The sequence below is a fragment of the Segatella oulorum F0390 genome, from assembly GCF_000224615.1.
Classification (GTDB): domain Bacteria; phylum Bacteroidota; class Bacteroidia; order Bacteroidales; family Bacteroidaceae; genus Prevotella; species Prevotella oulorum.
Map to the genome: position 1 here is coordinate 211348 of NZ_JH114216.1, position 21210 is coordinate 232557.

The 21210-nt window shown below is 46.3% G+C and carries 13 protein-coding genes; 7 read left to right on the forward strand and 6 right to left on the reverse strand.

The genetic code is table 11. The features are described from left to right. Nucleotides 1–9: 9 nt before the first annotated feature. The 3 genes from HMPREF9431_RS07315 to HMPREF9431_RS07325 are packed head-to-tail and all read left to right on the forward strand — an operon-like array spanning nt 10 to nt 3628. Entirely contained in the window at nt 10–1113 is a 1104-nt protein-coding gene (locus HMPREF9431_RS07315; protein WP_004380574.1) for a glycoside hydrolase family 18, read from the forward strand. 14 nt (nt 1114–1127) lie between these two features. Continuing rightward, entirely contained in the window at nt 1128–2249 is a 1122-nt protein-coding gene (locus tag HMPREF9431_RS07320; protein WP_004380575.1) for a DUF1735 and LamG domain-containing protein, read from the forward strand. Between the two features lie 23 nt (nt 2250–2272). Further along, nucleotides 2273–3628, forward strand: a complete 1356-nt coding sequence (locus tag HMPREF9431_RS07325; protein ID WP_004380576.1) for a discoidin domain-containing protein — start codon at nt 2273–2275, stop codon at nt 3626–3628. Nucleotides 3629–3897: 269 nt separating this feature from the next. Here the strand turns inward: HMPREF9431_RS07325 and HMPREF9431_RS07330 are convergent, their stop codons facing one another. The 6 genes from HMPREF9431_RS07330 to HMPREF9431_RS07355 all read right to left on the reverse strand — a co-directional run bounded on the left by HMPREF9431_RS07330 (nt 3898) and on the right by HMPREF9431_RS07355 (nt 15578). Next, entirely contained in the window at nt 3898–6402 is a 2505-nt protein-coding gene (locus tag HMPREF9431_RS07330; RefSeq protein WP_004380577.1) for a glycoside hydrolase family 95 protein, read from the reverse strand. 111 nt (nt 6403–6513) lie between these two features. Then, on the reverse strand, nt 6514–7926 hold the full coding sequence (locus HMPREF9431_RS07335; protein WP_004380578.1) for a Gfo/Idh/MocA family protein: 1413 nt from the start codon (nt 7924–7926) through the stop codon (nt 6514–6516). 150 nt (nt 7927–8076) lie between these two features. Then, nucleotides 8077–9885 (reverse strand): right-handed parallel beta-helix repeat-containing protein, encoded by a 1809-nt coding sequence (locus HMPREF9431_RS07340; RefSeq protein WP_004380579.1) that lies wholly within the window; start codon nt 9883–9885, stop codon nt 8077–8079. 165 nt (nt 9886–10050) lie between these two features. Further along, nucleotides 10051–10527 (reverse strand): DUF5018-related domain-containing protein, encoded by a 477-nt coding sequence (locus HMPREF9431_RS07345; RefSeq protein ID WP_004380580.1) that lies wholly within the window; start codon nt 10525–10527, stop codon nt 10051–10053. 24 nt (nt 10528–10551) lie between these two features. After that, nucleotides 10552–12414 carry a RagB/SusD family nutrient uptake outer membrane protein gene (locus HMPREF9431_RS07350; protein WP_004380581.1) on the reverse strand — a complete coding sequence of 621 codons (1863 nt, stop codon included), beginning with the start codon at nt 12412–12414 and terminating at the stop codon, nt 10552–10554. Between the two features lie 29 nt (nt 12415–12443). Further along, complete coding sequence (locus HMPREF9431_RS07355; RefSeq protein WP_004380582.1) at nt 12444–15578, reverse strand: SusC/RagA family TonB-linked outer membrane protein; 3135 nt, start codon at nt 15576–15578, stop codon at nt 12444–12446. A 401-nt stretch (nt 15579–15979) separates the two neighbouring features. Here HMPREF9431_RS07355 and ribF point away from each other — a divergent pair, with 401 nt between their 5' ends. The 4 genes from ribF (at nt 15980) to HMPREF9431_RS07375 (ending at nt 21187) form a co-directional block, all read left to right on the forward strand. Next, on the forward strand, nt 15980–16933 hold the full coding sequence (gene ribF / locus HMPREF9431_RS07360; RefSeq protein ID WP_004380583.1) for a riboflavin biosynthesis protein RibF: 954 nt from the start codon (nt 15980–15982) through the stop codon (nt 16931–16933). Further along, nucleotides 16920–17735, forward strand: a complete 816-nt coding sequence (locus tag HMPREF9431_RS07365) for a CPBP family intramembrane glutamic endopeptidase (RefSeq protein ID WP_004380584.1) — start codon at nt 16920–16922, stop codon at nt 17733–17735. Before ribF ends, HMPREF9431_RS07365 begins: the two co-directional genes overlap by 14 nt. A 686-nt stretch (nt 17736–18421) precedes the next feature. Then, nucleotides 18422–19648 carry a nucleoside recognition domain-containing protein gene (locus HMPREF9431_RS07370; RefSeq protein WP_004380587.1) on the forward strand — a complete coding sequence of 409 codons (1227 nt, stop codon included), beginning with the start codon at nt 18422–18424 and terminating at the stop codon, nt 19646–19648. 39 nt (nt 19649–19687) lie between these two features. Further along, nucleotides 19688–21187, forward strand: coding sequence for an oligosaccharide flippase family protein (locus HMPREF9431_RS07375; RefSeq protein ID WP_004380588.1), 1500 nt, complete (start codon nt 19688–19690; stop codon nt 21185–21187). Nucleotides 21188–21210: the final 23 nt, after the last annotated feature.

A 21210-nucleotide genomic window follows, 5' to 3' on the forward strand; every position in this document is an offset into this window, starting at 1 on the left:
ATTACGTCAATGAAGAAATATTTTATTTTCAGTTGTCTCGTATTGCTCTTCACTGCAACCGCTTGTAGTGATTGGACCGAGACCGAAGGCAAGAATATTGATAAGCTATTAGCTGGTGCCGATGCTGCACAAGCTAAGGCTTATGAAGCCTATTTAGAGAACTTACGCGCTTATAAGAAAACCGATCATCCCGTCACCTTCGGATGGTTTGGTGGATGGAATGGCGAAAGTCCTGCATCACGTTGCCTCTATAACCTTCCCGATAGCACCGACTTCGTGTCACTATGGGATGGCTTTTCAAACTTAACAGCTGCACAACAAGCCGATTTGAAGCGTGCAAAAGAGGTGAAAGGCATTCGTGCTTTGGCTTGTGCTTTGCTCTTTGATATCGGCAAAGGCGTAACACCTGCGCAACCGGAAGCATCAAAAAAGGCAGGCGAATCGTGGGAAACCTACAATAAAAAGTATTGGGGTTGGGTCGATGGTGATGAGGCAAAGATTACCATTGCTATCCAAAAATATGCCAATGCCATTTGCGATACCATCTATAAGTACGACTTGGATGGCTTCGATCTCGATGCAGAACCCAACTATGCACAGCCGTTCCACACGAACAAAGAGATGTGGCAAGGCGACCGCATGAATATTTTTATCCGCACAATGGGCAAGCGTATCGGTCCGAAAGCCGAAACTCCTGAAGGTAGAAAGAAACTGTTGGTTGTCGATGGTGAACCCTATTGGTTCTCTGCCGATATGGCTTTATATTTCAACTACTACATCCTTCAGGCCTACGACTGCCGTTCTTATGCCGACTTAGATAACCGCTTGGGGGGGCTTGTTGCACAATTTTCTTCGAAACAAAGCGAAGAAGAAATTGCCAAGAAACTCATTGTGACCGAGAATTTCGAAGCTCATTCAGGCACAGGCGGTGTGACTTTCACCACACGTGATGGCAAGAAAGTGCCCTCTTACATTGGTATGGCTACCTGGCAACCGCTGAAAGGACGCAAAGGTGGTATCGGAAGTTACCACATGGAGAAGGACTATGCAGCCAATCCTGTTTACAAATACTTGCGTCAAGGCATTCAATTAATGAACCCTGCTGTTAAATAATAAAAATAACGAATATGAAATATATCATTAAAGTCTTTGGTATCGCTTCTTTAGCGTGTCTCACATGGGCATGTTCCAGTGTTGATTATGACGACGTAGGCGATGAAAGCAAGTTGCCCAATGCGGTTTATATCGACGGAGCGGATGTGGCTCCACTGACAAAACTCACAGTTGATGGCACCGGTGGAAAAGCTTCTTTCACCGCACGTGCAGCCAATAAGTTGAGCGGTTCCGCCACCTTGAAGTTTGCTATTGACGAGAAAGCGTTGGCAGAATATAATGCAGCCAATGGCACCAACTACAAGTTGTTGCCCGCAAACTATTATAGCTTGTCGGCAGAAAATCTCACTATTGCAGCCAATAGCGTATCGAATGGGGCTATTGATGTCAATGTTCGTCCATTAGGAACCGATTTAGATGCCTCTACCAAATATGCTATCCCTGTAAAATTGGTATCAGCTGAAGGTGCAACCCTCTTAGGGTCGAGTGCAACAAAGATATTTGCTATCGACCGAGTGCTTTATACAACTTCTATGCGTCAGCAGGGTTTCTACCTCAAAACAACATTTGCGACACCTTATACAGGCTTGCAAGAGTGGACGATGTCGTATGCTATCAAGCTCGATCGTAACAAAGACAACCAGGCAGTGCTCTCACCTGACTTCTATTCTCGCGTCACTGCTGATGGTGCTTTGCAAATGAAGGTGGGCGAAACGGACGATCCTAAGGCATTTGCTAAAACCAAACTCCAGCCCGGTAAGTGGTATTACATCGCATGGGTTTATAACCGTCAACACGTGAAATGCTATCTCAATGGTGTGCTCGATAACGAGTTTGACGTGCCAAAGGTGGAGACTTTCACGAAGATGAATATGAGTTGGGGTGCATTTGTAGGTTATGTTCGTGAGATACGTCTCTACAACAAGGCACTCACCGCATTCCAAGTAATGGATAATCTCTATATTGAAACGCCCGAAAATCCTAATTTGTTGTTCTACGCACCGCTCAATCAGCAGACAGGTGTGAAGGATGTTTCCAAGAACCATCATGCCATTAAGGTGTATGTTGCAGGTTCTAACACGAACGAATACGATCAAAATTCGATTACTTGGCACAACGAACAGTTCCCCGAATAATCCATATTTTTAAATAAAACAAAATGAAAACAAACATATATATCATCGCATTTGCATGCGTAGCTACAGCCTTTACGGGCTGTAGCCCCGACTATAACTACGATGGCGAATATGATGTTGCTGGTTATTTCAGTGGTTCTGACCCACGCAACAACCTCATCAGTTTCCCATCCAATGTGCAAGAATACAATAATGCCTTTACAGCGGGCATTCCTGTTGGGCAAGATAGCCACACCTTTACTTTCACCGCACGCATTAGCCGCAACCTAACTGCGCCCACAAAGGTGCAAGTTGTCTATGCCGTCGATGCGCCTTTGCTCACCACTACCTATAAAGACTATCAGGTGGTTGCAGCTAAGCAGTTGGCCATTCCCAACAATGGTGCTTTCGAATGGAACAAAGATAGCATACAGCAACAAGTTGCTTTAACGGTAAATAGCCTTGGCACTTTAACGAAGCCTTCAGTAGTTCCTGTTCGCATCACGCCTACTACCGACGCCCTGTCAAGCCCTTCTACGGCGAAACAGGACTATGCTTACATTCTCATCCAGCCCAAAGAGATGTGGTCTGCAGAACTCGATGGCGATGGATCAACCGTGAGAATGACGGGCTTGGGCAATAGTTACACGGGCTCTACAGCACTCAATGTGATGTTTGCTACCGAAAAAGTTGTGCGTGAGAACTGCAAGGTGGGACTCGAGCGCGACAATACGCTCTTCAAAAGCAATAGCGGTAAGGAGTTGGCTCCCGAGGGAATCTCTACCACTACGCAAGTAGATGCCACCAATCAAGAGTATGTTCAGGCTACCGTACACTTGCAACATGCTGAGAAATTCACTGTAGCGGGTGAATATGTACTTCCCATGCGTGCCGTGTTCTACGACAAAGATGGCAACAAACACAACATTGCAGGTGGCGAGGTGCTCATTCCTATCAATGTAGTTGACATTGCTTTTGCAAACGCTGCAGCCACACCATCGGGCACAATGATACCCGGTAGCAACTATCAGCTCTCACTTTCTACTCCGTTGCAGTATGGAACGATTGAAAATCTGACCGATGGTGATACCGAACAATATGGCTATCTGCCTCATGGGACATCGACGTTGACGATTGATTTAAACCAAACGACAACGGTTAAAGGCATCAGAATCGGCATGTATATCCTCACAGGATTTGAATACTACACCGATAAAGTGCGCGTGTATGGCAGCACCGATGGCACCAAATGGTTGCCACTGTCCGAAGATATTCGTTTGCATGAGACCACATGGAACAACATCAACGCCACAAAGTCTGTCAATGTGCGCTATTTGAAGTTAGAGTTTAGCGTCTCAGATTCTTATGGTTCATTGTCCGAAATCGAGGTCTTTAAATAAACAGTGCTCGTTGTAGCAGCAAAAACAAGGCGAGCTGCATCAAGGATGAAATCCATCCAAGATGCAGCTCGCTTTTTGTTTTTAGCTCCCTACAAGATCTTTTTCGTGGGCTATACGTGTCTATGCGATGCCCTTGTACGGCAACTATTTTTGTCTTTCGTAACACTTAAAAAGAACCTCTGCAAAGCTTTTGGGGAAAAGCTTTGCAGAGGTTGGGTCAATAAGTGCCCTGCACACGTGCTATGCACAGGCACTTTCTCTCATGAAGGCTATTGTTTCCACCGGCCTTGTTGCCATGAAAGCCTGTAGGTTTGGCCTTTCTTTGTGCCAAAATGCAACGCTTTTCCGTGGTAGCTGAGCGTGCAAGGTTCGCCGGCCAGCGACTTAACCACTACCGATTGCAACATGCCCTGCTGCCATTTCAGCCCCACTTCAAAGCCACCGCGGGCACAAAGCCCACGCACTTCGCCTTGTTTCCAACTATCAGGCAGTGCAGGAAGCACGTCGATGAAGCCGGCATGGCTTTGCAATAACATCTCGGTGATGCCGGCAGTGCCACCAAAATTACCATCAATTTGGAAGGGAGGATGCGTGTCCCAAAGGTTGTTGAGCGTGCCATCTTTCAACAGGTTGCGCACCAAAAGATAAGCATGATTGCCGTCGTGCAGGCGTGCCCACTGGTTAATTTTCCATCCCATGCTCCAACCTGTAGCACCATCTCCTCGATGTTCTAACACCACTCGTGCGGCTTTTGCTAAGGCTGGTGTGGTGGAAGGCGTAATGGTGTGGCCGGGATGCAAACCAAAGAGGTGGTTCACATGGCGGTGATGGTCGTTGGGATCGTCGATATCTTCCGACCATTCTTGCAACTGACCATAGCGTCCTATGCGATAAGGTGGCAGATGAAGGAGCACCATTTGCCACTGCTTGCGAGCTGTTTCGTCTACTTGAAGCACCTTGCTGGCAGCAATAGCATCAAGCAAAATCTCGCGAATAACGGCGTGTACAAAGGTCACTCCCTCGTCAATAGGCCCATGTTCGGGCGAAGTTGAAGGTGCCGCAGTATAGGTTCCATCGGGCTTATGCCACAGATAATCCACCGCAAAGTTGGCACTCTGCTTGATGATGTCGTAGAGTGTGGAGCGCAAAAACCGCTTGTCACGGGTGAAATCATAATATTCCCACAAGTGCGTAGCAAGCCAAGGACCACCCATTGGACAAAGATTCCACGACATATCTTCACTCGCAAGAGGGGCTGTGAAGCCGAAGATGTTGCTCGAAACCGAAGTGGTCCAGCCGCGTGCACCATAATAAGCCTTCGCAGTTACTGCACCGGGCTTCACCAATGTGCGCACAAAGTCGACCAAAGGCAACGCACACTCATTGAGGTTTGTAGTGTGCACGGGCCAATAATTCATTTGCACATTGATGTTATTATGGTAGTCTACGCGCCACGGACCATCGACATTATTGTGCCAAAGGCCTTGCAGATTGGCCGGTAAATTGCCGGGACGCGAGCTGGCAATGAGCAGATAACGGCCAAACTGATAGTAGAGTTCCTCCAAATAATTATCGGTAGCGCCGTTGCGATAGGCTGCCAAACGCTGTGCAGTAGGCACATCTTTATCGTTCGTTTGCGCCGCATTGAGTTGCAACTTCACCCGCTGAAAGAGAGGCGAATAATCCTTGAAATGGCGCTGAAACAGCTGTGCATAGCCCCTTTCCGCGGCTTGTTGCATCCATTTTTCGGTAGTCACTTCGGGCTGAACGCCCACATAAGTCTTGGGATTATGGAAGTCAGGATCGAAATTGATGCGGTAATCGGTGTCGGCCGTGATGAGGAAAACCACCTCATCAGCTCCTTTTATCGTCAGCGTTTGTCCTGAGTTTTCGAGCGTTCCACTATGCGTTACCGCCTGAATGCGCACCACATACTGCATGCCATTGCTGTCTAAAGCACCGCGATACACCAACCCATTGGCACCATCGGCCTGCATCTTGCCCGTTGAAACAGGGTTGGGTGCATAGTGAAAACACAGGTTTTGCATGCCTTTAGCATTGGCCTTGAAGCGCAACACCATTACGTTGTCGGGATAAGAGATAAAGGCCGTGCGCGCATAACGCACACCATCGTGCACGAATTGCACCAATGTGCGCGCCGAGTCTAACGACAATTCGCGTCGATAGTCACTGAACTGTGCATCGTTGAGCCCCGTTTCGATGGTCAATTCGCCCATGGTGGTGAAGTTTCCAAAGCGGAAAGGCTTCTCAGCATACGATTCATAGGCTGCCAAACCGTTGAAGTTTTTACGCGTTAGGCTGTCGGCTTTGGCCTTATCGCCCGCCAAAAAAGCTGCCCGAATGGCCTTAAGCACAGGCGCAGCATGCTTGTTGACGTTCCAATAATAGCTTGCATCGCTACTCACTCCGGGGCCTCCGCGCCACAAACTCTTTTCATTTAAGGTGATACGTTCTGCGGCAATCGACCCCAAAATGTTTGCTCCTAAGCTGCCATTGCCGATGGGTAGCGAGGCCGACTCCCACTCTTCATCGGGATTTTTGGCCGTGTCACCCGCCGATTCGGGTTTGTTTTCTCCTTTCCACATCTCTGGTCGCCCTCCATACCACACGGCTTTACCTTTTAATGTGCACGGCGTGTCAAACCAAATGTGCAGTGGTCGCTGTGTGACAGCACTGCCGGCATGCCCCGAAAGGACACTGAAAAACAGGAAAAACAGGGCGGAAACACGAACAGGACATCCTATTTTCGTCATCGCTTTCATCTGATTTTAAACTTAAAAAACTGCTGAAGCAAGCTTAAAAGCACTTGCTATCAGCAGTCCAAACTAATACTATATGAAAAATTAAATTCTAAATAAAATGATTTATTCGGCCATAGCATGGTGGAAACCATTGAGCTTTTTCCAGCCACCGCGCGTGAAATCGGGCACAGCTACAGGCGCATTGCCATTTTCAATCGACAATCTTGTGAGTTCAGCCATGCAACACCACTCTGCCAAGTCATAGACATCCATGTCCAAAGGCAGACCATTGTGCAAGCAATAAACCAAGCGATAGTCCATGATGTAGTCCATACCGCCGTGGCCACCCACCTTTTTAGCCTCTTCTTCCAACATCTTTGTGATGGGATGCTTATATTGTTTCATCAAGGCTTCCTTCACATTCTCGGGCACAGCAGCGTGCATATTCAAGTTCTCTAAGTTGGGAACTTCGCTGTTTTTGAGCTGTTTGGGGCGGAAACAATATTGCTCAATAGGATATTTATTCGCGAAACCATCGGTTCCGGTGAGCTGATACATACGGCTATAGGGGCGAGGATTCATCACATCATGCTGAATTTGAATGGTCTTTCCATTCTCTGTTCGAATGAAAGTCATCGTGTGATCGCCGTTCTGGAAAGGCTTACTGTGGTCGTCAACACCATATTTCTTCGCCAATTCAGGGCCTGTAACGGCCTTCGTATCCATGGCAACAAGTGTCTTTAAACGGTCACCTCGGTGGATATTCAGCAACTGACAAGCCGGACCTAAGCCATGTGTAGCATACACATCGCCACGATATTCGTTGTTATAATTCAAGCGCCAGTTGTTATAATAATAAGGCCAAAATTCCTCAAGGTTGTGGATATACGAACCTTCTACATGCAGAATGTCACCAAACAAACCGTGTTGCGCCATGTTGAGTGTGGTCATTTCAAAGAAGTCATACACGCAATTCTCCAACTGCATGCAATGCTTACGGGTTCGTTCTGACGTGTTGATGAGCTGCCAAATCTCATCTAAAGTCATGGCAGCAGGCACTTCTATCGCAGCATGTTTACCGTGTTCCATTGCGTAAACACCCATCTGTGCATGGTGTTTCCAATCGGTTGCAATGTAAACCAAGTCAATATCCTTGCGCTCACACAGCTTTTTCCAGGCATCTTCACTACCGGTATAAACGGCAGCTTTAGGGAACTTTCCCTTTACAAGTTCGTTTTGTGCGCGCTCAATATTCTTAGGAACCAAGTCGCAAATGGCCTTGATTTCGACACCGGGCAGGTGCACCCAGCGCTCAATGACGCCGATGCCACGCATACCTAAACCGATAACACCGATGCGAACGGTTTTCAATTTGGGAGCGGTGAGGCCTATAACGTCTTGTTGTCCGGCAGGACGTGCGGGAGTTACTACTTCAATTGGCGCATACTTCTTGTCCAATTGCTGAGCTGTTACAGCTGAGGCCGCAAAGCTAAAGAGTGCAAATGCGGCACAAATGAATGATAATCTTTTTTTCATAAGCCATTAAAAGGAACGGTCTTTTAGTTATAAACAACCAACCAATCCATATTACGTATTCTACCTTTATTTATTTTCTGTCTTTTAATGTATAATAACATTTCGGGATAAGCACTGTGTGAAGCCACCAATGGTTGCCCCTACATTGCCTCATTTTGCAAGTCTTGGTTTCATGTTGGCAAACTGAATGGTGCGAAGTGTGAAAGGAACCGGAAAGCGATTGCCTTTGATAACGACATCACTACATCCATCAAGGATGAACCATTTGCCGCCGGTCTCCGAGGCAGACGGATTGACTTCAACCCTATTCCCCTTAAAAACTAAGTCCGAAGTGCTCTTGGCATAGAGCAGAGGATTGCCGAAAGTGACGAAATGATTGTTGATGATGCGCACATTTTGATGCACGGGATGGCGCGCATCAACCACTGTATTCGAGGGATTTAAAGCAATCACGGCATGAGAAGGGTGTCCGTTATAGGCACAACCCACGAAGCGATTGTCCTCGATGAGCACATCTTTCACCGGGCCAGATTCATACCATCCCGAGGCATCTCCCTCTATCAGTATGGCACTCATGCCTGTATAATCATAGGTGTTGTTGCGGATAATCACGCGTCGTGGCGTGGTGACAAGGGTCCCGCGCGTGCTGGTTCGTGAGAAATAGCAATAGCTAATTTCCACTTCGGGCGTGCAAGTGAGGTTCTCCACGCAATCACTTTGTAATTGAAGGGTCTTGGGAATGGGGCGCAAAAACGTTACTTCCATGATGCGCGGCGACAACAATCGTACCGTTTTCACCACATTTTCAGCATACCGAAGCATGGTTGATGCCTGCACGAAGGCCAAGGTGTCGCCGGCAAAGAACGCTTGGAAACCATAGCTTTGCGGATGCATAAAACGCAGATGCAGCGTGTAATCGTCCACACGTTCCACCGCCCGTAGGTTCGTTCCATGCACATTAATGGGGTCATCTTGTGCCCCAACAAACCGGCAACTGTCAATGCTTATCTTACCACTACAACCCGAAAAGTGCATAAAGTCGGCCGAAGAGGCCAACAAACGTGTGCTCCCTTCGCGTGGAGCACACTGCACTTGGTGCATAGTGACGTTGCGACAATACTGACTTACAATGCCTAAGCCGTTCATATAGTGCACACCGATGTTGCGAATGGTGATGTTTTGACTCTCAAACAAAAACATTCCCACTTGGTCGCGAATAATATCGCGCACCGTTATCGTATGATTTGGTTGAAAATCTCTACCATATTGTGTGGTAAAGTGCACCACATTTGGCGACAATTCTGTAGCTTTTGCTTGCGAAAGAATTTCCCACCCTTTGCTATATTCAAAATGATGGGTCTCGGGATTGTACTCAATGCAATGCGGATAGTTTGTGCGCCAGCCTTCACCTACCCATGACATTCGACCGTTAACAATGATGTATCGGCTATCAGGATGCACGCGTGCAGTCACTCCTTGCGCATCAACTTTGAGATAAGTGAGTTCAGAACCGCCTGGTCTTTCGAAGTCAAAATGAATGTTTTGCAACCGCATGTTGCGGCAATGTGCCAAAGTGAGCATCGTCATCTTGCCATGAAACATGAGCATTGCATCGTTTCCTTCAATGGTTAAGCCCTCCATGTCCTCCAGAAACAGCCCAATGGTTTTTATTTTTGAGGGGCATTCGGTCTCCGAAGACGTGTTCGAAATATAATATTCCTTGCGCGTTGCCTCGGTAGGCCACAGGTCATAGCGACCCGATTGAAATGCAATTACGCGGCTTTTCCATCGCTTGGCATCGGTAATCACTTGTTGCAAACGCGCCGTTTGGTCTTCACGTGTGTCGGGATACACGCCATAATCGGCCACAAACAAGGTGTCATGAGGTGCTGCTTGTGTGGGTAGGGCATACGATAAGAGGCACAACCATAATCCTAAACCTAATTTTATCTGTTTCATAAAACAATTTTTTCTATGCTGTCTGTCTACATCTGCCCGAAGGGTTTGCAACGGATTGCTTGTGCTTTAAAGAAAGAACGTAGGGCGGCTCACATACCATTTGTAGAAAAATCAGCATGTTACAGCCACCCTTTTGCACTTTCTAAAGATAGAACCAAGTAAGAACTATCTTGTGAACTGAACAATCTTAATCTTCCAAATCTTGGTGTTCCCGTTGGCAGCTTTCACACTAAACTTACGTTCTTGGCTCCAATCATCGGGTGTTCCCAAGGCTGCCGCACCATCAACTGGCGTGATGCGTGCAGCCGTTGACACCGTTACCTGTGCCCAAAGCGGGTGCTGTGACACTTGATTGCGCACGGCTGTTGTGAAATCGCCCGATGCTGCGGGAACCGTTACCGTAGCTTCTATCGTGCCGGCATCGGCATTTACCACCGAAGTGGTGTTTAAACGCACTTCTTTAACGATAGGCTCTTGCGTGATAGGATCTTTCACATCGCTGGCCCAACGATAGTAGAATTGCACGGCACTGATATTGGCTTCTTCATAAGAAGGGAGGTCTTCCCAACTGCATGCGTTCAACGCAAAGGTACAAAATAATAGACTCAGAAGAAGGAAAAGGTGTGATTTTATTTGTTTCATATCCTAAAAATTTGAATGATGTGATTATTCCCAACCAGGATTTTGGTCGGTATCTTTGATGGCTGAATTGGCTTGTATCACAGATTTTGTGATGGGGAAGAGATAAGAACGGGTGTCAAACGTGCGCTGGTCGTTGGATAATTGCACATTACCCACGTAAGCTGCCGTGCGATCGGTTTTGATTTCGATAAACGTTGCAGGCGCAGTGAGTTCGTCAATCACGCTTCCCGGTGCCTTACCATCATTGGCTTCGTGTCCATATTTGCCCCAACGAAGCAGGCTAAAATACCAGTCTCCTTCCCAAAAGAGTTCCACACGGCGTTCCGTTTTATAGTCTTTCCAAGCATCAGCCAGCGTGGTTGCGGTGGAAGCGGGCAAGCCACCATGCACCGTTCTCGTTTGGTTGAAGGTGGTAACCGCATCGGCAACTCTTCCTAAACGCAACAATGCTTCGGCCTTATTGAGCAGACAACGCCCATAACGGAAAATCACTTTATGATAATCGGTCATCACATTGTAGAACGGACGAGGGTTCCATTCGGTGTAAATATACTTGCGCATGCTGTAATTTGTCAATGGAACGTGGCTCGCAGCATAGCGTTGTGTGGCCCAACGGCTCATGTTTCCGTGAGAATAGGTGGTGATATTTTCACCTAAGAACACAGAACCATCGTGTATGATAGAGGCGTCAAAACGTTTGTCTCTGTGCTGATACATGAGGTCACTGATGCTCATTCCCGGTGTTGTTACTTCAAAAGCTTTGAAGAAAGCACCACCGTTAAACTCCGCTTCTTCCTTATGTTCAATCTTCGTTATCGCCTCAGCGCGTGACAAAGGACGCGTGTTGTTCACAAACTGTGAGCTCTGATCCCAACGAACGGCCTTGCCTGTTGCTTGGTCTATGACTAAATAAGCATCAACAAGGTTTTGACTTGGCGTGTAATCCAACCAGCATTCGAAGATGTCTGCGCGATGAAACAGCGGACCACATCCCGTAATACTGAGGTTACTATTGAGCAAGTTGGGGAGCAAATGTATCATGTCCGTCTGCGAAACATTGGTCACATCTTTGCTCCAATACTGCGCTAAAATAATCTCAGGTGAGCTGTATGCACCCTTCTCATTGAACATATTTTCATAGTTTGCATCGAGAGATATGTTGGTAATAGCGTCCACAGCATCAACCGATTCCTGATACAAGCTCTTGCCATTCACCTGCAAAGCGGCAGCATCATTGGTATAAGCTGCGGCCGTAAGGCACACCTCTGAGAGGAAAGCATAGGCGGCATTCTTCGTCAAACGACCGCTAACTGCCTGCGTAGGAAGCGCAGGAATAGCCTCGCGAATATCGGTTAATACGTGCTGATAGCTTTCAACAATATCGCGCGTTAGTGGGAGATTAAACTCGTCGGAAGGCTTTAATACACGGTCAACCCAAATAAATCGCCCACCTTTGCGTGCCAAATCATAGTAAATCATGGCACGCATCATCTTTGCTTCTGCCGTGTATTGGTCACGATAAGTCTGCGGAATAGACGATGAAGCCATCTTCTCTATGATGAGATTGCAACTGCGAATGTCATCAAAGCGCGTGTTTAAACCCCATCCATAGTTGTTCTCCATCAAGCCACGTGCCTCACCTGGGCAAGCAGCACGGCAGTTAATCATGTTGTTACTGAATGTGTTATCCCAGGTAGCAAAGGCTTCATAGGGAGAATAAGCATAGGCATAGTTGCCTGCAACAAAAGCATCTACGGTGCTTTGTGTTTGCCAAACGGTTGTTTCGGGAAAGCCTTCAGTGGGCTTTGTATCTAAAAAGTCGTTACAACTTTGCAGACTTAATCCACCAAGTAACAAGGCAGAAAGAATCAATTTATAGTTTGTCATAAATTCAATGTCGTAAAATAAATGAATAATTAGAAGCCGATGTTGAGGCTAATCGTATAAACGCGTGAGATAGGATAGCCATAACCATTGCCGTTAGAGCCCGACTCTGGATCGAAACCCCATTTCTTTGCAGGGCTAAACGTCAACAGATTATACCCACTAAGCGAGAGGTTACACTTCGTCATCCAGCCTACATGCTTCAACAGTTTATGCTTCAAATCATAACCTATCGACATGCTCTTGAGACGAAGATAATAGGCATCGACAAGCCAAAAATCGGTCCCCACAAAGTTGTTGCTGCCATTAAAGCCGGGAGAAGCATGCTGACGGGGATACAATGCATTGCGATTTTCGGGCGACCAGATATCTTTTTGGAAATCATAAATCACAGGAAGATAGTTGCTATTGCCGCCCATTAAGATGTTGTCAACATAGATATTGTAGTTGGTTGCGCCCTGCCAAAGCATGCTAAACGACCAACCTTTATAACTTGCATCAGCGTTTAAGCCAAAGTTTGCACGAGGACTTGTCCCCGAACCCATGCGCGTTTGGTCGTCACCATCAATCTTTCCGTCGCCATTAAAGTCGTAATATTTCAAATCACCAGCCATCAAATTGGTCGAACCATTACGCTTAGGACTGTTCAACACGTCTCGATAATCTTGGTAATAACCTAAGTTCCGATAGTAAACACCCGTATAAGCACCTGCTTGTGTGCTGCGCTTATAAGGATTTTTCAAATTTGTTTCTGCTTCATTGGGGTTCACATTCCATCGGTCATCATAATAAGTCATGTTGCCAGAGATGCCATAATTGAATTCACCAATATGGTCTCTCCATTGCAAAATGAATTCAAATCCGCGACGAATGCTTTCGCCATTCGATTTTACAACGGGCAGGTTTTTACCCAAAGGTGCTGTGTAACCCACATTAGAAGGTGTAGCAAGATAGCCCGTTGTCACCTTAGCAAAGTAATCTAATGAGCCTGATAACCGCCCTTTCAAGCTGGTAAAGTCAACACCAATATTGAAATCTTTTGTGGTATACCAGGTCATATCGGGGCTAATCAATGCACCTTCATAGAACGTTGGACGCCATTTCCCACCCAAAAAGGCACCGCGTGTGTAGAGCGTATAGGATGAAACGTAGGCAAAACGATCGGCAGATCCGTCACCATTCAAGTCTAAAAAGTCTTGTCCTATCTCACCATACGAAGCACGAAGTTTAAAGTGTTCGAGCACTTTATCCATCTTAAACTTCTTCCAAAAAGCCTCTTCTGAGATAGCCCATGCGGCAGATCCCGAGAAGAAAGCACCCCAACGTTGCCCTTTAGGGAAGAAATCACTGCCATCATAACGCAGGTTTGCCTCTACCATATAGCGTGAAGCGTAGTCGTATTTCAAACGACCAATCACGGCAGCACGACGATAACCCACACCTTCTGACGACCAGTTTTCCATTGTTTCGGCCGGACCGGCGCTCATTTGGTCTACATCAAAGATATATTCTTTGCGCGAACCGCCCAAATTGTCGTAGTCTTGTCCGCTGGCTTCAATACCAAGCGTAGCCCCAAGGGTGTGCAACTCTTTAAAAGTATGGGTGTAATCGGCAAAAAGTTGCTGGTTGAAGTTCTGATGAGCATACACATTTTTCGATAGATTGGGCTTGTTTGCCGTCAACGGATTGCCGTCCCAATCATAGGCTTGTGCCGATTTATTCCACGACTTATTCCGATCGTTGGCAAGCGTATAGCTTGATAGCGACCTTACACTCAAACCTTTAATATAAGGTATAGCCCATGTTAAATTGAGATGACCACGCACAGATGACTGCGATTGTTTGAAGTAACCACCCTGATTACTGATATCAATAAGCGCATTATCTGTTGTCCCTCCATAGATTTGTCCAAATTGATTATAGGCCGGTTCCCACGGCTTTTTGTTCTGAATGTGCGACCAAGTGGTGTAATATCCGCGCCCATTTGCCGTCGAAGGTTCCTTGAAATCCACGATATAAGCATCTACTCCCGCATCCACTTTTAAGCCAATCTTCTTGAGGTTTGCTTCCAAATTTGTGCGGAAATTATAACGGTTCATGTGGTGAGAATCTACCTTATAGATGGATTGTTGATGATAATATCCCAAACCGGTATAAATCTTTATGGCTTCACTTCCACCTGAAAGAATGAGGTTATGTCGCATCTCTGGCGCAACATTCCGCATGGTAACCTTCTGCCAGTCCACGTTAGCATGTCCTTGAGGATCGCTGCCATTGCGGAACAATTCCAAGTCATGCTCGGTGTATTGTGGCACTCTTCCATCATATTGTAAGCCGCGATTGACGAATGATGCCGCCGTGAAAGCATCAACCTTTTTCTGCAAATCGGCCGGCTGACTCATCGTATAGTTGAAGCTGTAATCAATGTTTAGTTTCCCTGCTTCACCGCTTTTGGTGGTAATCATGATAATACCATTGGCCGCACGTGCACCATAAACGGCCGTAGCCGAGGCATCTTTCAAAATCGACATTTGTGCAATGTCTTCAGGATTGAGGTTTTGAAAGTCGCGTTGTTCGCAGATAACATTGTCAATCACATACAAAGGTGTGCCGCCACCACGAATAGAAACCGAGGCTTTCGCATTCACACCGCCTCCCGATTGCGTGACAATCAAGCCCGGAGCACGACCCGCTAAGCTCTGCGTAATGTTGGGAACGGGAACCTTTGCAATATCTTCTGCCTTCACTTGTGAGATGGCTGAGGTTGTTTTTCGCTTGGAAGTAGTACCATAACCCACGACAACCACCTCGTCTAAGGCTTTGGAATCCTCCTCTAAAACAATCTTCATGGCTTTGCCATTCCACACTTTTTCTTGGCTCACATAGCCAATATAAGAGATGACAATCGTGGCACCTTTTGAAGCATTTGCAATACTAAACTCACCATCTAAACCTGTTACCGAGCCCTTTGTCGTACCTTTTATGACGACAGAAGCACCGATAATGGGTTCACCATGCTGGTCGGTTACCAGACCATTACATACATTACTTTGCTGTTGTGCATGCACTTCAGCAACACTTGCCTGCGCCATCAGCGGGAAACTCCACGGAGTGAGTCCTGCAAAAAGGAGCAACGCACTTACCACTTTAAAAGGGTCTTTGTTCATAGACTTAATATTAGAAGTATATTTAAATTGTTTTATGAATAGCATTTAATAAAAGATGTAAGCCTTTTTCTTTTTAGAAGGTGGCACGACATCGTCGGTTTTTTGTTGGCAACCCATAAAATAGCATGCCTCAAAGGTTCTCCTTTATGGCGAACACCCTATGCCTCTAATGCGTAATTCCTGGGGTTTCATCAATAATTGTTTATAGTTAGTAATCTTTATTAACTGTTGGCAAAGCTATTTTTTTTTTTGAATGGCCAAATTTTTCATCAAAAAAAAGATAAAAGAAATATGTTTTTGCGCATTTTCCTGTAAATCTGTGGAATGGAAATAGATATATTGTGTCTCGAGTCACGTTGATATGAGAAAAATTGCGTAAGTTTGCAAGTGTAAAAATGAATATGGATTGCATTCTATGGAATAAAAATAGGGGCGCGAGTGCTCCTTGTGTTGCTACAATAGGCTTCTTTGATGGTGTGCATTTGGGACATCGTTTCTTGCTCAGGCAGTTGGTTCTTGCTGCGCAGAAGCGCCAATTAAGGGCAGTAGCCATCACATTTGACCAACATCCACGCCGTGTTTTGCAACGCGATTACATCCCCGAACTGCTGACAACGCTTGATGAAAAGCTGCAATTACTGGCTGAAACGGGAATTGATGGCGTGGCCGTTTTGCCATTTAATGCCACAATGGCGCAACTTTCGGCTCACGATTTCATGCAACAAGTGCTGCAGAAACAATTACAGGTCAAGGCTCTTCTCATGGGCTATGACAACCATTTTGGCCGGAAAAACAATGAGTGTTTTGACGACTATGCACGTTATGGTCAAGATTTAGGAATTGAAGTGTTGCCCACCCAGCCCTATATATATAAAGGTATCAAGATTAGTTCATCGGTCATTCGCAGCTTTTTGCACGAAGGCGAAGCAGCACTTGCCAATGAATGCTTAGGTTATCCTTACACCCTTACCGGGAAAGTGGGGCATGGTTTCCAGCAAGGTCGCGCCATAGGTTACCCTACTGCCAACCTTATTCCGGCGAGTATAGAGCAGCTTCTGCCAGCTAATGGCGTTTATGCTGTGCGCGTGAAATGCCCCGATTCAACTACTTGGCATGACGGAATGATGAATATCGGCTATCGTCCCACGTTTGATGGGACAGCAAAGAGCATCGAGGTCAACATCTTTAACTATGCAAATGACCTGTATGACAAACCGTTAAGCGTGGCTTTTTATGAGCGTATCCGCACCGAAAAAAAGTTCAGAAATGCGCCAGAATTGGCTAAACAGCTCACAAAAGATCGTGAAATGATTATCAATTTCTTTGCAAATCAATCCCAATATGAATCCATATAAGAAATTAGTGCTCGACATTGCACTCTACATCGTGTTGTTTGTTGCGATTCAGCTTGTTGTAACTATCGCGCTAGCCATTGGCTTTTTACTCTACAAAGGGCTTCCTTTCACACAAATACAAACACTCATGGCGACGGATCTCACGCTCACCATAGCAGCAAACATTGTGGGTAATGCCCTGCTTGCCGTGCTGTTTTGTTGGCGAAAGTGGACACCTGTCTCCCGACATTATGTGCAATCACGTCCTTGGGGCGTGTTGTTCTGGGTGCTATGCATTGCCCTTGGCGCGATTATTCCTACCATGGCTTTCGAAAATTTGCTGCCGTTCGAGTTGCCAATCCCACTACAAGTGATGCTTACACGCATGATGCATCACCCTTTAGGCTATGTAGCCATCGGCATCTTTGCTCCACTTGCAGAAGAAATTGTATTCAGAGGTGCCATTCTTCGCCGCCTCTTAGCGGTAGGTTCTGCTGCCAATCCTTGGATAGCAATCACCATTTCGGCCTTGCTTTTTGGTCTCATTCATCTGAATTTTGCACAAGGCGTGCATGCTTTTCTCATGGGGTTACTCTTAGGTTGGCTGTATGTGCGCACGCGAAGCATCATTCCCGGCATTGCATTTCATTGGGTAAACAATTCGGTTGTCTACCTATTAGCCCTTCTTATGCCGGGGTATGAGAATGCTTCACTGCGTGAATTGGCCAACGGAAGCACCACAACCATGCTGCTCTACATCTTCTTTTCGCTTTGCATTCTCATTCCTTCGCTGCTGCAAGTGTATAACAGAACGAGGCAATAGCCGCGACCTGCTCGATGATAACCCACGCCAACAGGCACAAAGAACCGTTTCATTGCACCGAGACCACCATGCGTTTCAGTGTAATGAAAATGCGTTTTCACTTCCTTTCCCACATGAAGACACACGAAAAAGAGGAGGGATTGAACTATAAATCGGGATGTAAATAAAGGTAAAGGCACACGATGCACACACAAAGGCATAGGATAAAAGCTATCCAAAACAAAATATTGGCTAACTTCTTTCTACGCTTACGATTCTTCATTTCCACTCGAAACAAATGTCGTGCATCGTTAGAGGAACGTCTACTCATTCTATATGATCTTGTGCTATCGCACTTTTTATGTGCCATTTAGGTCTGCTCCATGTCATGTTTTAATGAGAATTTCCTAAAAAAGCAGTAAAACAATGGGGCTCTTAGCCAGCTGTTGCACGCATGCTTTTGCTGTTTAAAACAAGAGAAGCCTCGTTGCAAAGGTAGAAATTCCACCTGAGATGGCAAAGAAAACAAGGGCTATTTTGAAGTTATCGGGTGATAAACAGGAGAAAAAGCCATCGAAAAGGCCATGTTTTTGTTGCTTTATTTTGTGCCAAAGGCACTTGACATGCAGGCTAATGGCATCGAAAAGCATAGGTTTTTAATGTTTTTTTTCCTTATATAGTCGATTTCATTTATCTTTGCAGACGATATGGTTTTAAATTATATTTGGGTAGCTTTTTTCGTGATTGCGTTCATTTTTGCAATCATCGGGTTATGTATGGGCGATGCAACGCTCTTTCAAAAGATAGTAGAAGCTACCTTTGATTCCTCCAAAAACGCATTTGAAATTTCGTTAGGTCTCACGGGAATTCTATCCTTGTGGTTGGGAATTATGCGCATTGGCGAACGGGCTGGCGCGGTAAATGTGCTGGCTCGCATGCTTAGTCCCGTGTTTTCAAAGCTCTTTCCCGGCATTCCTAAGAACCATCCCGCCATGGGAAGCATCTTCATGAATATTGCTTCGAACATGCTTGGACTCGACAATGCTGCCACACCAACGGGTCTTCAGGCCATGAAGCAGATGCAAACGCTCAACGAAAAGAAAGATACTGCGACCAATGCCATGATTATGTTCTTGGTATTGAACACCAGTGGACTCACCATCATCCCCACAACTATCTTAGGATTTCGCGCTGCATACGGGGCACATAACCCCACAGACGTGTTTGTTCCCATCCTTTTGGCGACGACAATCGCCACACTTGCAGGCATCATCATCACGGCTATATGGCAGAAAATCAACCTCCTTCAACCCGTGTTATTGGCGTTCTTAGGGGCAATGGTTGCCTTTGTGGGCTTTGTTATCTGGGGTTTTAGCCACATGGATCAGCAGATGATGGAGATAGTTGCCAATGTAGGGGGCAGCATCATCTTGCTGACCATCATCCTTATCTTTATTCTTGCAGGCGTAGTGAAACGTGTAAATGTCTACGATAGCTTTATCGAAGGAGCGAAAGAAGGGTTCACTACGGCCGTTAAAATCATTCCTTATTTGGTAGCTATTCTTGTGGCTATTGGCGTATTTCGCGCTTCGGGTGCCATGGATATGCTGCTCTCGGGCTTGGCATGGTGCATCCATGCCTGCGGACTGCCCACCGATTTTGTCAATGCTTTGCCCACCGCTTTCATGAAACCCCTTAGCGGAAGCGGCGCAAGAGGGCTGATGTTGGAAGCCATGAAGACCTATGGAGCTGACAGTTTTGTGGGACGTTTGAGTTGCATCTTCCAAGGATCAACCGACACCACCTTCTATATTCTCGCCGTTTATTTCGGCAGTATCAACATCAAATACACCCGACATGCGGTGGCTTGCGGCTTGTTGGCCGACTTGGTTGGTGTGCTTGCTGCGATAAGCATTGCCTACATGATGTTTTGAAACGGCCTAATTCTTCCTTCCATTAATTGAGATTTACGCATGGCAAATTTAAAATCATTAGCAAAAGACACCGCCATTTATGGTTTGAGCAGCATTGCTGCCCGCTTCATAGGCTATTTGTTGGTGCCCATAGAGACCGTAAAGTTTAACGCAGCCGGCGGACAATATGGCATCATCACCAACATTTATGCCTACGTGGCCTTGCTCATCATCCTCCTAACCTATGGTATGGAGACCACTTTCTTCCGCTTTATGAACCGCCAAGGCGAAGATGCCGAGAAGGTTTATGCCACCACCTTGCGCTTAGTGGCCACCACTTCGGTGCTCTTTATCGCACTTGTGGCGCTGTTTCTGCATCCTATTGCCGACGGCATTGGCTATCCCGACCACCCCGAATTCATTATGATTATGGGCGCATGTGTGGCGATTGATGCCTTTATCAACATCCCTTTGGCCTATTTGCGCTATGCACATCGCCCCGTGAAGTTTGTGAGTATCCGCCTCATCAGCATCGTGGTGAACATCGTAGGTGTGCTGCTTTATTTGGTTGTCTTTCCCTATTTCAAAATCAATTTCCTTGGGCTTTATGACGAGAACTTCAGCCTTCATGTGGTCTATGTGTTTTGGATTGAGCTGGCAGGCAGCGTCATCACCCTGTTTTTCTTGGGCAAAGAGCTGAAAGGTTTCCGCTTTCCTTTCGACAAAGCCACCTGCAAACGCATGCTCAACTACACCTGGCCGCTGCTCATTATGGGCTTAGCCGGACAGCTGAATCAAACGGCTTCGCAGATCATCTTCCCATGGATGTACAACGGCAATGCACAGGAAGCACGCATGGAATTGGGCATTTATGGTGCCTGTATCAAATTAGCCATGATTATGGTCATCATCACTCAGGCCTTTAGATATGCTTATGAACCCTTTGTTTTCGGCAAAACCAAAGACAAAGACAACAAGGAGACCTATGCCAAAGCGATGAAATTCTACATCATTTTCACCCTGCTGGCCTTCCTCTCTGTGATGGCCTACATGGACATTCTGCGCTACATTGTGGGCAAAAGCTATTGGGAAGGGCTGCAGATTGTGCCGATTGTGATGGCCGCCGAGATTATGTTTGGCATTTTTTTCAACCTCAGTTTTTGGTATAAACTCATCGATCGAACCATTTGGGGAGCCTATTTCTCGGGCATCGGTGCTGTGATTCTCATCGGAGTCGACCTGTTGCTCATCCCTTATTTCAGCTATTGGGCTTGCGCTTGGGCGGGATTTGCATCGTATGGTGTGAGCATGTTGCTGAGCTATGCGTTCGGACAAAAGTACTATCCCATTCGCTATCCGCTCAAAGACATTGCTTTCTATACGCTCATCGCCGCGGTTTTGTTTGCACTCATCAGCCTGAGCAACGCCCGTTTGCCGATGCTCGGTGCCTTGACTGTCAACACTTTGCTCGTCGGTTGCTTTGTGGTGATTATCGTGAAGCGCAACTTTTCGTCTGAAAGTTTCGTCAAAATTAAAAATAAATTCAAATCCAAGGGCTGACAATATGGCCCATATTGTGCCGC